This window comes from Hyunsoonleella aestuarii, assembly GCF_006148925.1.
GTDB lineage: Bacteria > Bacteroidota > Bacteroidia > Flavobacteriales > Flavobacteriaceae > Algibacter_D > Algibacter_D aestuarii.
In genome coordinates, this window is record NZ_VAWB01000002.1 from 323,952 (window position 1) to 339,024 (window position 15,073).

Below are 15,073 nucleotides of genomic sequence, written 5' to 3' on the forward strand. Positions count from 1 at the left end.
AATTTAACTATTTAATTTCCATTGATGACTTTCATCTTCAAAAATTTCCTTTCCAAAAACAGGAACATCAGCTTTAATGGCTTCAACTATAAACTCTAAAGCTTCAAAAACTACTTTTCGTCTTGGTGATGACACAAACACAAAAAGACAAATTTCACCTGCTTTTACGGTACCTAAGCTATGGTAAATATGCATACATGTTAAATCAAATTTTTCAAAAGCCGATTCTCGTACCTCATGGAATTTTTGATTTGCCATATCTTCATAAGCAGTATATTCAATAGCGGAAACCGTTTTACCCTTAATATCATCTGCACGTACTTGTCCGAGAAAAATATTATGTGCACCTATACTAGTCTTAGTTTGATGCTTGTAAATAGAATTCCCTATAAACTCTGAAGTTATAGCACCTGCTTTAAAAACACTTTTCATTGGTTTTTTATCTTTCATTAGATAGTATTTTATTATGTTCTTTTAAATAATTGTTAATTTCTGAAGCGCCTTGAGGTATACTAAAACAGTTGTTAATATTTAATTCTTGCAATACTTTTACGGCATTTTTACTGCGCATTCCCGATTTGCAAAAAAGAGCTTTCTTTTTTGATAAATCAATTTTATGTAAACTAGTTTCTAATTCACTTAATGGAATATAAGTAACCTTTAAATGGTTTACTTTGGGTTGTTCGTGTATCTCTCTAACATCAATAAACTGAACGTTTTTTTCTGAAATCATCTCGGATATTGAAACTTCCATGACTTCAATTTGACAGTCAATAATGAGACGCTTATTCTCAAAACTATCTTGCTCATCTAAAACAGATTGAATACTAGTTTCGTTTCTGTTTATTTTTAAAGTTGACGTTTGGGATGTCATAGCATTATAGCAAAGCAATTTCCCTGAAAGCAAATTACCAATACCTAAAATGATTTTTAGAACTTCGTTGGCTTGCATACTACCAATTATTCCAGGAAGCACTCCTAAAACACCAATTTCAGAGCAATTAGGAACGGCTTCTTTTTGCGGTGGGTTAGGGAAGAGGCATCGGTAACTTGGTCCATTTTTATAATTGAAAACAGAAACCTGTCCTGCAAATTTATAAATGGCTCCAAAGACTAGCGGTTTATTTGTAATGATGCAAGCGTCATTTACCAAATAACGCGTTTCAAAATTATCTGAACCATCAACGATAATATCGTATTCTCTAAAAAGGTTAATTGCGTTTTGATAGGTGAGTGGTTCTGGGTAAGCAATTATTGAAATATCACTATTTAAATCTTGCAAACGTTCTTGTGCTGCAATGGCTTTATTTTTTCCCAGAGATGAAGTTCCAAAGAGCACCTGACGCTGTAAATTTGAAAGTTCAACCACATCAAAATCTATAACTCCAATAGTACCAACACCAGCAGCGGTAAGGTATTGCAACACAGGGCATCCTAAACCACCAGCACCAATAACCAAAACTTTTGCATTGGAAATTTTATCCTGACCTTCTTGTCCGATTTCTGATAAAATGATATGTCTGCTGTATCTATTCATTTGTTTTATCCTCCGGCAAATGGTGGCAATAAAGCGATTTCCGCTCCAGTTAATTCCGTATCTAAATCCACTAACTCTTGATTCTGCGCTATTTGAAAATCTTTGTTTTTTAAATCTGAATACTTAGTATTCAGGGTATTTAAAAGCCCTGAAACACTGCCTTTAGAAACTTCTAATTGCTCCTCTTCTTTTTGAGTAACTTCTGCAATTTGTCCGAAATATTTAATCGTAATAAGCATCTTCAATTTGTTTAAATTCTTCTTTTGTATTCACATTTAATGTAGCATTTTGATATGCTTCATATAAAACAACATTTTTATAATTACAACTTTTTATAGCGACTCTCAATCGCCGTTCATCCTGTTCTATAAAGCTTTTGAATGTATCCTTAATACGCTTTTTGTAAAGCGCAATTAGAGGCATAGATTTACCATTACTTTCAACTTGGATAATATCAGAAGTATCATCGATGGCATTCGCTAATAATTGTAGTACTTCAGAAGTTATCAGTGGGATATCACAACTCAAAATGAAATTACATTCAGTTTTTGAAGCTTCTAATCCTGAATAAATACCAGAAACAGGACCTGCGTCTTTGGTAATATCCGTTATGCGTTTTAATCCGAAAGCATCATATTCTGAGACATCTGAAACAATAATGATTTCAGAAACTAAAGGCTTTAAAGCATCAATACTGTATTGTACAAAAGGTTTATTGTTTAGCATTAAAAACCCTTTATCAGAACCCATTCTTGAGCTTTTTCCTCCAGCTAGAATAATGCCGGTTATGTTGGTTTTATCTATCATTTAGGTGAAAAATAATTTAGCACAAGCTATAATTAATACAAAAGCCAATATATATCTTAGACGCTGATTGTTGATTTTTTTACTACCATAATACCCTCCTAAAACACCACCAATTAACGCGATAGCTACTAGCACAAAAGCGTCTTTTTTTATTGAAACGCCACTACTCAATTGACCTATTAAAGCCGCCGCTGAATTTACCCAAATAAACAATGCTGAAACCGCTGCAGCTTCTTTCATTTTACCCCAATGTAATAGCAGGATTACTGGTGTTAATATAATCCCGCCACCAATGCCAATAAGTCCTGAAAAGAAACCAATTATGCCGCCAACAATTAATCCTTGCCATAGTTTAACTTGCTTTGTATTATCACTTTCTTTTCCAAACACATTTAGCATTTTAAGAATAGCGAAGATTAATAAAACAGCTAAAATCTTTTTATAAATAGAAGCATCAACGTCAATTGTGCCTCCTAAATAAGCCAACGGAATAGAAGCTATGGCGAATGAGATAAACAGTTTCTTATTAAAATGTCCTGCTTTAAAATAGTAGTAGAACGAAATTCCAGCAACAAAAATATTAAGCAATAATGCTGTAGGTTTCATGCTTTCTGGAGCAAATGAAAACAAAGCCATTAGCGCTAAATACCCACTTGCACCGCCGTGTCCTACGCTTGAGTATAAAAAGGAAACTACAGGTAGAATGATTAAAAAAAGATATATGTTTTCGGTTTGAAGCATTTAAAGATGTTCAATTTTACTTAGTTGTTCATCCAAAAACGCCCAACAATTCTTATTAATTTCATCAAATGCTTTAATCAATGATTTCCCATATTTTGTAAGTTGTGCGCCACCACCTCCTTTGCCACCAATGCTATTTATAGTTACTGGTTTTTTAGCCGATTTGTTTACAGAGTCTAAAAGTTGCCACGCTTTTTTATAAGAGATATTTAGTGATTTTGCAGCTTTAGAAAGAGATCCAGTTTCATCAATAGCTTTAAGCAAATGCACACGTCCTTCTCCCAGAAGCACATTGTCTTCCGATTCAATCCAAATGCGACTTTTTATTTTATAACTCATATTACTAAATTATTGTGGCAATAATATCACTTCTAATGCATCACCAATATTAATAGTGCTTATATCTTCAGGTGCAAAAACTAAAGCGTTTGAAAGCGCAAATGTTTGTAACATTGATGAGTTTTGTCCATCTAAAATTTCAATTTGCCCATCGTTATAAATGCCTTTTAAAAATTGTGGTCTATCACCTTTCTTTACAAAACCGTTTATAGCTTTAGCCTTTATTCTTGGTAATTCTAAATCTTTACGATGCATCATTTGTTGTAAAGCGATATACACATATACATAAAAGCAAGATAATGCTGCTGCTGGATTCCCAGGAAGTGCAAATACTTGGGTGTCTTCTTTTTTTCCATAAAATAAAGGCTTACCAGGTTTTTGCTTTACTTTATAAAAGAGTTCTTCAACTTGTAATTCTCTTAACGCTTTACCAACAAAATCATAATCTCCAACTGAGATACCGCCCGTAATTAACACCAAATCATTATTACCTATAGCACCTTTAAGCGTTTTAACAGTTTTAGTATAATCGTCTTCAACTTTGTAAAGGGTAGCATCGTAAAACTTTAAATTATAAAGCGCACTCAAGAGCATTTTCGAATTGCTTTCGTAGATTTTCCCATAAGGCAAATCTTCTCCAGCATCTATTAATTCATTTCCAGTAGTAACAATTGCAATATTCGGCTTTTTGAAAACCGAAACCTGATAGATGCCAAGAGAAATCAAGTACCCAATGGCAGCAGGAGTCAACTTTGTGCCTTTTTTTAAAGCAATAGCTCCAGCTTTTACTTGTTCACCTAACGGACGAATATTATGCTCTAATGGAATTTGTTCTGAAATTCTAATGGTTTCACCATCAATAGCCACTTTTTCCTGCATCATAACGACATTTGCCGATTCAGGAACAGGTGCACCTGTAAATATTCTAACGGCTTCTCCTTTTTTTAATTGAGGTTCATGACCGTCACCAGCCTTAACTTCTCCAATTAGTTTATAAGATAAGTTGTCGTGCAAATTCAAAGCATACCCGTCCATAGCTGATTGCCTAAAAGGAGGCATGTTTATCGGTGATAAAACATCTTCAAACAACTCGTATCCACCAGCTTTTTCAACCTTTTTTATAGTCGATTGTAGTAACGGTTTGCCGTTTTGTTTTACAATAGAGATAGCTGTAGAAATGGAAATCATTAGAAATTTTCGTTATATCCAATCAAATATAACGAATTGATTTTGTTTATTACTTTCTTTGTTAGATTTTCCTAATGTGCACTGTGGAACTTTTAGATTCTTAAAACAAACTAATGTTCAAGGTATGAGAAGTTATTTTTTGAGTTTTATTACTTATTTAAAAATTCCAGTTTTAACATCCCACTTCGGCGGGATTTTTTTACATAAAAAAACTCTGTATAAATATTTATACAGAGTTATGGGTTTTTTTAAATTCCCCCTTCGGAATTAATTAATAGCATATCAAAGATACTTTAGTCTTACCAAAACAACAACAGCGGGATTAATCAATATGTTTGCTATATTAACCTTAAAACTGAGGTATATTAAACTCTGGGTAAAAATATCATACAAAATTACATTCGCTAGTTTAAATACATTTCTTACATTTAAACAGTAAAGAAATTATATGCTTAAAAAAGTTTTTGGTAGTGCCGTTTTCGGTGTTGAAGCTACCACCATAGTTGTTGAGGTAAACGTTGATAATGGCATTGGATATCATTTAGTTGGGTTGCCCGACAATGCCATTAAAGAAAGTAACTATCGTATTGCAGCTGCTCTTCAGAATAATGGATATAAAATCCCAGGGAAGAAAATTATCATTAATATGTCACCTGCCGATTTGCGCAAAGAAGGTTCGGCTTACGATTTAACTTTAGCTATTGGGATTTTGGCATCTTCAAGTCAAATTAAGACAGAGAACTTAGAAAAATATTTAATTATGGGTGAATTGTCTCTTGATGGTAGTTTACAACCAATAAAAGGGGCATTACCTATTGCAGTTAAGGCTAGGGAAGAGGGTTTTAAAGGATTCATACTCCCAAAAGTAAATGCAAAAGAAGCGGCTATTGTAAACAGTTTAGAAGTCTATGGGGTGGAGAATATAAAGGAAGTTATTGACTACTTCGATAAAGGAACACCATTAGAGCAAACAATAATTGATACTCGAAAAGAGTTTGAAAAAAATTTAAACTATCCTGAATTCGATTTTGCCGATGTAAAAGGACAGGAAGGTATAAAACGTTGTATGGAAATTGCTGCCGCTGGTGGCCACAATATTATTTTAATTGGTCCGCCAGGAGCTGGTAAAACCATGTTAGCAAAGCGATTACCAAGCATTCTGCCACCAATGACTTTACATGAAGCATTAGAAACAACAAAGATTCATTCTGTTGTGGGACGCGTAAAAGATACAGGATTGATGGCGCAGCGTCCTTTTCGTAGTCCTCATCATACAATTTCGGATGTTGCCCTTGTAGGCGGTGGGGCTTACCCACAACCAGGAGAGATTTCTCTATCTCATAATGGTGTTTTGTTTTTAGATGAACTACCCGAATTTAAGCGGAGCGTGTTGGAAGTCATGCGGCAACCTTTAGAAGATAGAGAAGTGACTATCTCGCGGGCGAAGTTCACAGTAACCTATCCGTCGTCTTTTATGTTGGTGGCTAGTATGAATCCTAGTCCAGGAGGATATTTTAACGATCCTGATGCACCGGTAACGTCCAGTCCAGCAGAGATGCAACGGTATTTGAGTAAAATTTCTGGTCCTTTATTAGATCGAATTGACATACATATCGAAGTAACGCCCGTTCCCTTTGATAAATTATCAGACGATAGAAAAGGTGAAACTTCTGTTGAAATAAGAAAACGTGTCACGGCTGCCAGAGATATACAAAGTAACCGCTTCGAAGATTCGGAAACGGTGCATTACAATGCTCAAATGAATACCAAACAAATTCGAAAATATTGTGTTTTGGATGAAGCCTCAAAGCAATTACTCAAAACAGCTATGGAACGATTGAATTTATCCGCTAGAGCGTATGATAGGATTTTAAAAGTTTCACGTACAATAGCAGATCTTGAGGATTCTGAATATGTAAATGGATCTCATATAAGTGAAGCTATTCAATATAGAAGTTTGGATAGAGAAGGTTGGTTGGGGTAAGTATATTATGATTAATTAACAAGGAGTAGTCGATATCTTAAAAAAAGAAATATGAAGAATTTTATATTCATTGTCATACTGCAATTTTCAATTTTCGGATGTAATCCAAAAAAAGAAAAGCAAGAAATTGCTGCACCTTCAAAAGTCGAAATTGTAGAAAAACCTATTCTTAATTTAGAACAAGCCAATAAATTAGCGGCCTTACCATTACACTGTATTAACACAGAATATCCGAACAGGCTATCCCAGACTTTAGGCGGTAATGAGGATTTAAAACCACCTACAACCTTGCATCCCGCTTTTTATGGTTGTTTCGATTGGCATTCTTCTGTGCATGGTCATTGGAGTTTGGTAAGCCTACTAAAATCCTTTCCTAATCTTGAAAATGCAGAGGAAATAAAACAGCGTTTACTGAGCAATATTTCAAAAGAAAATATTGATGCGGAAGTAGCCTATTTTCAAGGCAAACATAATAAATCTTACGAGCGTACCTATGGATGGGCGTGGTTACTAAAATTAGCAGAAGAACTTCATACCTGGGATGATTTGGTAGCAAGAGAATTGGAAATGAATATGCAACCTTTAACCGATTTACTGGTTGAAAAATATATTGCCTTTCTTCCTAAATTGAACTACCCACAGCGGGTCGGTACGCATACTAATACTGCTTTTGGTGTATCGTTCGCGTATGATTATGCAGAAACTGTCAATAATGAAGATCTTAAAAATGTCATTCGGGAGCGTGCCTTATACTTTTACCAAAATGATAAAAACTGCCCGATAACATGGGAGCCGAGTGGTAGTGATTTTTTGTCCCCGTGTTTAGAAGAAGGCTCTTTAATGAAGCGCTTGTTATCTAAAGAAGACTTTAGAGAATGGATTAATACCTTTTTGCCTCAATTAAAAGATCCAAACTACAATCTTGAAGTAGGGATAGTTTCTGATAGAACCGATGGACAATTGGTACATTTAGATGGTGTAAACTTTTCAAGGGCTTGGGATCTATATAAAATAGCAGAAGATTTACCAGAGTATAATCATCTTAAAAACTTAGCTAACAAGCATATCAACTATTCACTACCTAGTATTTTTGGCGACAGTTACGAAGGTGGACACTGGCTAGGTAGCTTTGCTATTTATGCGCTTAATGCATCGCAGAATGATTAAAAAATGGTTTCGTAATATTGGACCTGGCCCTTTAATAGCAGCTGCTTTTATAGGCCCTGGTACGGTTACAGTTTGTACGCTTGCTGGTGTTGGATTTGGGTTTGCATTGCTTTGGGCTATGACGCTATCTATAATAGCTACTATTGTTTTACAAGAAATGGCGGCAAGATTAGGCATTATTTCTCAAAAGGGTCTTGCAGAAATTTTAAGATCAGAAATAAAGCATCCTATATTAAAAGGGTTTGCCATTGTTTTAACACTTTCAGCAATCGTAATAGGTAATGCTGCCTACGAAGCCGGTAATATCTCTGGTGGTGTTTTAGGATTAGAAACTATAGTTGGTCATCAGTTTATTGCATTTGGTGATTTTTCATTGAATTTATTAAGTCTTACCATAGGATGCATTGCATTCATTTTATTGTATATAGGAAATTATAAAGTACTCGAAAGGGTTTTGGTTTTTCTGGTGATTTTAATGAGTTTATCATTTTTGTTTTCAGCAATAATAACTAAACCGAATCTTTTCAAGGTTTTTGAAGGTGCCTTTATCCCTAATTTTCCAAAGGAAAGTTTATTAACTATTTTGGGTTTAATTGGTACTACGGTTGTACCTTATAACTTGTTTTTGCATGCTTCATTAGTAAAAGAGAAATGGAAAGGTGAGAGCGACTTACAATATGCTAGAAAAGATACGTTTATAGCCATTATTTTAGGTGGCTTAGTTTCTATGTGTATTATAGTATCTGCAGCTTCCATTGATTCGTTCCAAATTAATAATGCTTCTGATTTGGCTAAAGGCTTAGAACCAGTTTTTGGAAGTTTTGCTAAATACTTTTTGTCAATCGGGTTGTTCGCAGCTGGTATTACAAGTGCCATAACAGCTCCTTTGGCAGCAGCCTATGTAGCAAGTGGTTGTTTAGGGTGGAAAACAAATTTGCGTTCAAGAAAGTTTAGAGCAGTTTGGATATTTATTTTAGTTTTAGGGGTGTTGTTTTCATCGCTCAATATCAAACCCATTACTATTATCAAGTTTGCACAAATAGCTAATGGTATTCTTTTACCTATTATTGCTGGATTTTTGCTATGGGTTATGAATAAGGAAAGTGCACTCGGAGTTTATAAGAATAGTTTAAAACAAAACTTATTAGGATTTGTTATCTTAGTTATCAGTTTATTATTATCCATTGTGGCGCTTAATAAAGTGCTTCAACTTAATTTATTTTAGTGAATAATCTTATAGTTGATATTAATGCTGATGTAGGAGAGGGCATAGGCAATGAATCGGAATTGCTACCATTAGTTTCTTCGTGTAACATTGCATGCGGTGGTCATGCAGGGGATAATGAGACAATGGTTAAAGTTATTAAAGAAGCTAAGAAAAATGGCGTTAAAATTGGGGCGCACCCTTCATTTCCAGATAAAGAGGGTTTTGGAAGAAAGCCAATGGATATTTCTTGTGCAGCTTTATTTAAATCGCTAGAAGATCAAACAAATCGACTATTAAACCACTTGAAACATGCAAACGCAGCGTTGCACCATATTAAACCTCATGGAGCACTTTATAATTTGGCTGCAAAAGATGAAAGAACGGCAAATGTAATTGTAGAACTTATGAAGTGTTTTGCCTTACCTATTTATCTTTATGTACCCTATGGTTCGGTAATTGCTGTAATGGCTCAAAAGAACAATATCCCCATTATTTATGAAGCCTTTGCCGATAGAAATTACAATGATGATTTAAGTCTTGTTTCACGTGAGTATTCGAACGCTATTATTTCAGATTCAGAAGATATGTTTAATCATGTTTATGGGATGATAAAAAATAAAAAGGTAAAAACAGTTAACGGTGCCCATATTCATATTGAAGCACATACGTTTTGTGTACATGGGGATAATCCTGAGGCTATAAAACTGTTGAAAAGTTTGAGATTACGATTATTAGAAAATAATATTCAAATTCTTTAATATGTCGAATTATGAATTGTCGTTCAAACGTTTTGGTGAATCCGCTATTCTTATAGAATGGCCTCAGATAATTCATAAGGATGTATTAAATAATATCTTGAATTTTAAGCAGTCACTACTTGAATATTATAAAGATTATCAAGTTTATTTAAACCATGCATATTGCTCGTTATTAATCAATTATGAGACATACGATTTCAAATATTATAATGAAGTTAAAGTTTTAAAAGATCTATATAATTCAAATAAGGATAATTTATCAAAGTCTGCGTTGTTATGGAAAGTTCCTGTTTGTTATGACAGTTCATTTGGAATTGACTTGGAGGAACTTTCTGAAGCTAAAAAGCTTAATGTAGACGATATTATTAACCTGCATACCAAAGTGGATTACTTAATTTATTTCGTTGGTTTTTTACCTGGATTTTTATATTTAGGAGGGCTGGAAGAAGTACTTCATACACCTAGAAGGGCAACACCTAGATTAAACATTGCAAAAGGAGCTGTAGCTATTGGTGGAAAACAAACAGGGGTTTATCCTAGCCAAAGTCCTGGAGGATGGCATATAATTGGTAATTCACCAATAAATTTTTTTAATATCGAACATGAAAAGCCTTGTTTTGCCCAGGCTGGAGATTTTATTAAATTCTATTCCGTGACAACTGAAAAGTTTAGAGAAATAAAAACGTTAGTAGAAGCTGGTGTTTACCAATTAGAAAGTGAGATAATCAATGATTAAAGTATTAAAACCTGGATTTTATTCAAGTATCCAAGATATAGGTCGTATTGGTGGTCAAGCTTTCGGCGTTCCGGTTTCGGGGACTATGGACGCTTATGCAGGTAAGCTGGCTAATGCATTATTGGGTAATAAAAGTGAAGTGGCGGTTTTAGAAATAACCATGACTGGTGCAACTTTTGAATTTAATTGTTCTACTTTAATTTGTATCACTGGAGCAGATATGAATCCTAATCTAAATAAAATTCAAATCAGAAACAATCAAGTTGTTCATATTAAAGAAGGAGATGTATTGAGCTTTGGGAAATTGAATAGAGGCTTTAGGGCTTATTTGGCCGTTTTTGGAGGTTTTAAGGCAAAAAGAGTAATGGGTAGTTATAGCATGTATAGGGGCATAACAGAGCAGACAAATATTAAGAAAGGAGATGCCTTAGATATAAATGTAATAAGTCCAACAACATATAATACTAATGCTTCATTAAGAGTTAAAAGTGATTATATTAATGATATTACTATCGAGGTTTTTAAAGGGCCAGAATTTCAATTACTCACTGAAATTCAGCAGAATAAATTATTAAATTCAGAATTTACAATTTCAAAAAACAATAATAGAATGGCATATCAACTAAACGATAAGCTTGTAAATAATTTGAAACCTATAATAACATCGCCTGTTCTTCCTGGAACAGTTCAACTGACACCTTCTGGGACTCTAATTATTTTAATGCGTGATTGCCAAACAACAGGAGGTTATCCAAGAGTGCTACAGTTAAAAAATATGGCTATTAATGTTTTATCACAGAAATTTACTGGGAATAATATTAGGTTTAAGCTAATACAGTTTTAGCAAAACTTTATAATATTTCTAGAAAGGATTATATAGTTTTACATACAAACCAAAGGTATGCGATTAAGTCTTTACATTTTGTTCAGTTTATTTTTTCTATGGTCTTGTAATTTGGAGAAACCTGTGGATGTGGAATTTATTGTAAATAAGTCTATTGAGGTTACAGGTGGCGAAATAATTAAATCCTCCGATATAACATTCGATTTCAGAAATAGAACTTATAAGGCCATTCGAGACAACGGTCAATTTACTTATATAAGAATGACCTTAAAAGATGGAGATTCTGTTTTTGATATTTTAAGCAATTCTGGATATGATCGTTTTATAAACGATAGTCTAGTAAAGGTTGCAGATTCGATGATTCCGAGATATTCTGCCTCAGTAAATTCGGTGCATTATTTTTCTTTATTGCCCTATAGTTTGAACGATCCTGCGGTAAATAAAACATATATCGGAAAATCAACAATAAATAATTCAGAGTATTATAAAGTTAAAGTAACCTTTGATCAAGAAGGTGGAGGGCAAGATTATGAAGACATTTTTGTCTATTGGATAAATTCAAAATCTTTTAAAACAGACTATTTAGCTTACTCTTATCTTGAATCGAATGATGAGATTGGACTTCGTTTTCGTGAAGCATTTAATGAGCGTTATTTGGAGGGTATCCGTTTTATAGATTATAATAATTATAAACCTAAAAAAAAGGGCGTTTTTTTAAAAGACTTAGATAAGTTTCTTAAAAATAATGAGTTAAAATTACTTTCTAAAATTGAACTCGAAAATATTGTAGTTAAACCTCTTAATTAATAAACAGCAATTTATCCGTAATAGCAGTTCCGTTAATTGTAACGATGTATAAATTTCCGTTATTATTATGCTCAATTTGTTTGTATTTATCCTTCTTTAATATTGAATTTACAAAACTAGGTGTTGAATTGCTATGTCCAACAATTAGAACATTACTTCCTTTTGTTTCTTTTAAGAATTTTTCAGTTTTTAATGATTTATGGTTGTAAATGGTTAATTCTATTTTGTTTTTGGAAGCACTAGGTAAAGCAGTTTCACGTGTTCTAAAAAAATCCGTGGAGTAAATGGCATCAAATGAAATATTTTTAAAAACTTCTGACCATTTTTCTGCACGTAAAAGACCTTTATCTGTTAGATGTGGGTTTCTATCGGTACTATCACTTTTATCTTTTTCGGCATGTCTGATAAAATAATAATTGGAAGTTTTTAGATCGTAATCATTTTGAGAAAATGATGAACAAGTAATTAAAAGAATTAATAATGCTAGTATATTTTTCATAATAAGTTAAATTGCTTGTTATACAGAATCCAAGTGATTGTAGTTATAAGTTTAGTTTTTTTTAAATATAAATATTAAGCTAATTCTATTGCAATCTCAATCATATCTTTAAAGGTAGTTTCTCTTTCTTGACTTGTGGTACGTTCGCCAGTAACTAAAGAATCAGAAATGGTTAAAATTGATAAAGCATTAACATTATGCTTAGCCGCTACCGTATATAACCCAGCTGTTTCCATTTCAACACAAAGGACCCCAAATTTCGACCACTTTTTATAAGATTCGAAGTCGTCGGCATAAAATTCATCCGAGGTAAATACATTACCAGCTTTTAACTCAATGTTTTTAAATTTGGCTGCTTCAACTGCTTTTTGAAATAATTTAAAATTTGCTGTTGGTGCATAATCCGCTCCTCCAAACCGTAATTCATTGACTCCAGAATTGGACGACGCTGCCATCGCTAAAACGATATCACGTATTTTGACATCTTCTTGGTAAGACCCAGCACTTCCTACGCGTATTAGGTTTTTTACTCCATAATCAGAAATAAGTTCATGAGCGTATATTGATATTGAAGGCACCCCCATTCCTGTGCCCATAACAGAAATTGCTTTTCCATTAAATGTTCCTGTATACCCTAACATTCCTCGTATTTTGTTAAAACACTTTGGGTGTTCAAAAAATGTTTCTGCTATCCATTTGGCGCGTAGTGGATCTCCTGGTAATAGAATAGTTTCAGCAATTTCACCTTTTTTGGCTTCAATATGTACACTCATAAATTTTAATAATTTGAATTCGACGAATTACCAGTAATAATGGCAATTCCAGAAGATGTTCCCAATCTGTTAACACCAAGATTTATATATTCCATGGCGGTTTTAAGATCTCGTATACCGCCTGATGCCTTAATCTTGGTATTACCATTATTTATTACAGATTTCATCAATTTTATGTCATTTAAAGTAGCGCCTTCAGTTCCAAAACCCGTAGAGGTTTTTATATAATCTGCACCGCTTTGTATGGCTAATTCACTTGCCTTTATTATTTCAAGCTCATTCAAATAACAGGTTTCCAATATGACTTTTAAAATGTTATTTGGCATTATGTTTTTTACAGCTTCTATGTCTTTCCAGACACTATCAAAATCTTTACTTTTTAAGAACCCTATGTTTATCACCATATCAATTTCATCGGCACCGTCATTTAAAGCTTGTTTGGCTTCTTTTACTTTAGAAAGAGTTGACATAGCTCCTAAAGGGAATCCTATGACACTGCAAATTTTTATGGATGAATTATTTAAATACTCTTTCGCTAATGAAACATAACAACTATTCACGCAAACAGAATAAAACTCATGTTTCTTAGCTTCATTACATAAATTTTTAATATCCAATATAGTAGCAGTAGCTTTTAAAAGGGTATGATCTATGTATTGATTTAATGGTTTCATATATCTGTTAAAGTTAAGTTTATTTTTCTAAATAAATCTAAGTAAAAAACATCTTTGTCATGTTTTAGTTTAAGATTCTAAATGTCCACACACTAATGAGATAAACGGAAATCAATTAAATAAAAATGCCCAACAAACATGCTGTGTGAATTGGGCATTTTAAAATATTAATTTTTAATTATTTAAACCGAAACAGATTCTGCTTTCAATTCTACAGAGGTATTAATTCTATGCACACCAGCATCAATAAATTTTAATGCAGTTTCAATGTCATTTATTCCTCCAGAAGCTACTATTTTTACTTCATCTTTGACAGTTTTCTTAATTATTTTTATGGCGGTTAAAGTTGCTCCACTTTTAGTAAAACCGCTAGATGTTTTTATAAAATCTGCCCTTGTATCTAAACATATTTCGCATGCTTTTATAACTTCGTTTTTACTTATTTCAGAAATCTCAAGAATAACTTTCAAAGGTGTGTTTCCAATAGCTAATTTGACATCAGTGATATCTTTTAAAACGGAAACATAATTCTTACTTTTAAGAAAGCCAAGGTTAATAACCATGTCAATTTCACTCGCTCCGTCTTCGATGGCTTTTTTTGCTTCATATACTTTAGCTTGTGTTGTCATTGCTCCTAATGGAAACCCAACAACTGTACAAACCTTAATACTGGTGCCTAAAAGTAATTGTTTAGCTAGTGCAACGTAAGAACTATTAACACAAACTGCATAATAATTGTTCTTTTTTGCTTCATAGCATAGATCTATGATTTCACGTTCTGTTGCTGTAGATTTTAGTAGGGTGTAATCAATGTACTTGGATATGTTCATTATTATAAGTAGGTTTTTTATCTATTTCATAATAAATCAGGAAATAGAATTGCTATTAATTAATAAAATTTATGTAGAGTTTGGGGCCTTACATGTTACCAAGTTATAAATTTATCTTGTTAAAATGTCTTATAGAAACTTATTTTCGACGAACTGCAAACTCAAATTATTTAACTTGTTTG

The 15,073-nt window shown here is 33.2% G+C and carries 18 protein-coding genes; 7 read left to right on the plus strand and 11 right to left on the minus strand.

Going from position 1 to position 15,073, the window contains the following annotated elements:
- Positions 1–3: 3 nt before the first annotated feature.
- From FEF17_RS11195 to FEF17_RS11225, 7 genes are read right to left on the minus strand one after another with little or no spacing between them, the layout of a single operon-like run.
- Entirely contained in the window at positions 4–450 is a 447-nt protein-coding gene (locus FEF17_RS11195) for a molybdenum cofactor biosynthesis protein MoaE (RefSeq protein WP_246046840.1), read from the minus strand.
- Positions 440–1,537, minus strand: coding sequence for a HesA/MoeB/ThiF family protein (moeB, locus tag FEF17_RS11200; protein WP_139002483.1), 1,098 nt, complete (start codon positions 1,535–1,537; stop codon positions 440–442). The genes FEF17_RS11195 and moeB overlap by 11 nt, the downstream gene beginning before the upstream one ends.
- A 5-nt stretch (positions 1,538–1,542) precedes the next feature.
- The gene (locus tag FEF17_RS11205) at positions 1,543–1,776 is read right to left on the minus strand and encodes a MoaD/ThiS family protein (protein WP_139002484.1); all 234 of its coding nucleotides are present in this window, start codon (positions 1,774–1,776) and stop codon (positions 1,543–1,545) included.
- Positions 1,760–2,344 (minus strand): molybdenum cofactor guanylyltransferase, encoded by a 585-nt coding sequence (mobA, locus tag FEF17_RS11210; protein WP_139002485.1) that lies wholly within the window; start codon positions 2,342–2,344, stop codon positions 1,760–1,762. Before mobA ends, FEF17_RS11205 begins: the two co-directional genes overlap by 17 nt.
- Positions 2,345–3,085, minus strand: coding sequence for a sulfite exporter TauE/SafE family protein (locus tag FEF17_RS11215; RefSeq protein ID WP_139002486.1), 741 nt, complete (start codon positions 3,083–3,085; stop codon positions 2,345–2,347).
- Positions 3,086–3,424: a winged helix-turn-helix domain-containing protein gene (locus FEF17_RS11220; RefSeq protein ID WP_139002487.1), complete on the minus strand. Its 339-nt coding sequence runs from the start codon at positions 3,422–3,424 to the stop codon at positions 3,086–3,088.
- A 9-nt stretch (positions 3,425–3,433) separates the two neighbouring features.
- Complete coding sequence (locus FEF17_RS11225; protein WP_139002488.1) at positions 3,434–4,612, minus strand: molybdopterin molybdotransferase MoeA; 1,179 nt, start codon at positions 4,610–4,612, stop codon at positions 3,434–3,436.
- 448 nt (positions 4,613–5,060) lie between these two features.
- Here FEF17_RS11225 and FEF17_RS11230 point away from each other — a divergent pair, with 448 nt between their 5' ends.
- From FEF17_RS11230 to FEF17_RS11260, 7 genes are read left to right on the plus strand one after another with little or no spacing between them, the layout of a single operon-like run.
- A complete protein-coding gene (locus FEF17_RS11230) occupies positions 5,061–6,596 on the plus strand; it encodes a YifB family Mg chelatase-like AAA ATPase (RefSeq protein WP_139002489.1) in 1,536 nt (511 codons plus the stop codon).
- A 51-nt stretch (positions 6,597–6,647) separates the two neighbouring features.
- Positions 6,648–7,763, plus strand: a complete 1,116-nt coding sequence (locus FEF17_RS11235; protein WP_139002490.1) for a DUF2891 domain-containing protein — start codon at positions 6,648–6,650, stop codon at positions 7,761–7,763.
- Complete coding sequence (locus tag FEF17_RS11240; RefSeq protein WP_139002491.1) at positions 7,756–8,988, plus strand: Nramp family divalent metal transporter; 1,233 nt, start codon at positions 7,756–7,758, stop codon at positions 8,986–8,988. The genes FEF17_RS11235 and FEF17_RS11240 overlap by 8 nt, the downstream gene beginning before the upstream one ends.
- Entirely contained in the window at positions 8,988–9,728 is a 741-nt protein-coding gene (gene pxpA, locus FEF17_RS11245) for a 5-oxoprolinase subunit PxpA (RefSeq protein WP_139002492.1), read from the plus strand. The genes FEF17_RS11240 and pxpA overlap by 1 nt, the downstream gene beginning before the upstream one ends.
- Position 9,729: 1 nt before the next feature.
- Positions 9,730–10,464, plus strand: coding sequence for a 5-oxoprolinase subunit PxpB (gene pxpB / locus FEF17_RS11250; protein WP_139002493.1), 735 nt, complete (start codon positions 9,730–9,732; stop codon positions 10,462–10,464).
- Entirely contained in the window at positions 10,457–11,308 is an 852-nt protein-coding gene (locus FEF17_RS11255; RefSeq protein ID WP_139002494.1) for a 5-oxoprolinase subunit C family protein, read from the plus strand. Before pxpB ends, FEF17_RS11255 begins: the two co-directional genes overlap by 8 nt.
- Before the next feature lie 57 nt (positions 11,309–11,365).
- Entirely contained in the window at positions 11,366–12,115 is a 750-nt protein-coding gene (locus FEF17_RS11260; protein WP_246046841.1) for a DUF6503 family protein, read from the plus strand.
- Here the strand turns inward: FEF17_RS11260 and FEF17_RS11265 are convergent.
- The 4 genes from FEF17_RS11265 to deoC (FEF17_RS11280) all read right to left on the minus strand — a co-directional run bounded on the left by FEF17_RS11265 (position 12,108) and on the right by deoC (FEF17_RS11280) (position 14,891).
- Positions 12,108–12,614: a phosphoglycerate mutase family protein gene (locus FEF17_RS11265; protein ID WP_246046842.1), complete on the minus strand. Its 507-nt coding sequence runs from the start codon at positions 12,612–12,614 to the stop codon at positions 12,108–12,110. The genes FEF17_RS11260 and FEF17_RS11265 overlap by 8 nt on opposite strands.
- Positions 12,615–12,688: 74 nt before the next feature.
- The gene (gene deoD / locus FEF17_RS11270) at positions 12,689–13,387 is read right to left on the minus strand and encodes a purine-nucleoside phosphorylase (protein ID WP_139002496.1); all 699 of its coding nucleotides are present in this window, start codon (positions 13,385–13,387) and stop codon (positions 12,689–12,691) included.
- Between the two features lie 5 nt (positions 13,388–13,392).
- Positions 13,393–14,061 carry a deoxyribose-phosphate aldolase gene (gene deoC / locus FEF17_RS11275; protein ID WP_139002497.1) on the minus strand — a complete coding sequence of 223 codons (669 nt, stop codon included), beginning with the start codon at positions 14,059–14,061 and terminating at the stop codon, positions 13,393–13,395.
- A 182-nt stretch (positions 14,062–14,243) separates the two neighbouring features.
- Positions 14,244–14,891: a deoxyribose-phosphate aldolase gene (deoC, locus tag FEF17_RS11280; protein ID WP_139002498.1), complete on the minus strand. Its 648-nt coding sequence runs from the start codon at positions 14,889–14,891 to the stop codon at positions 14,244–14,246.
- Positions 14,892–15,073: the final 182 nt, after the last annotated feature.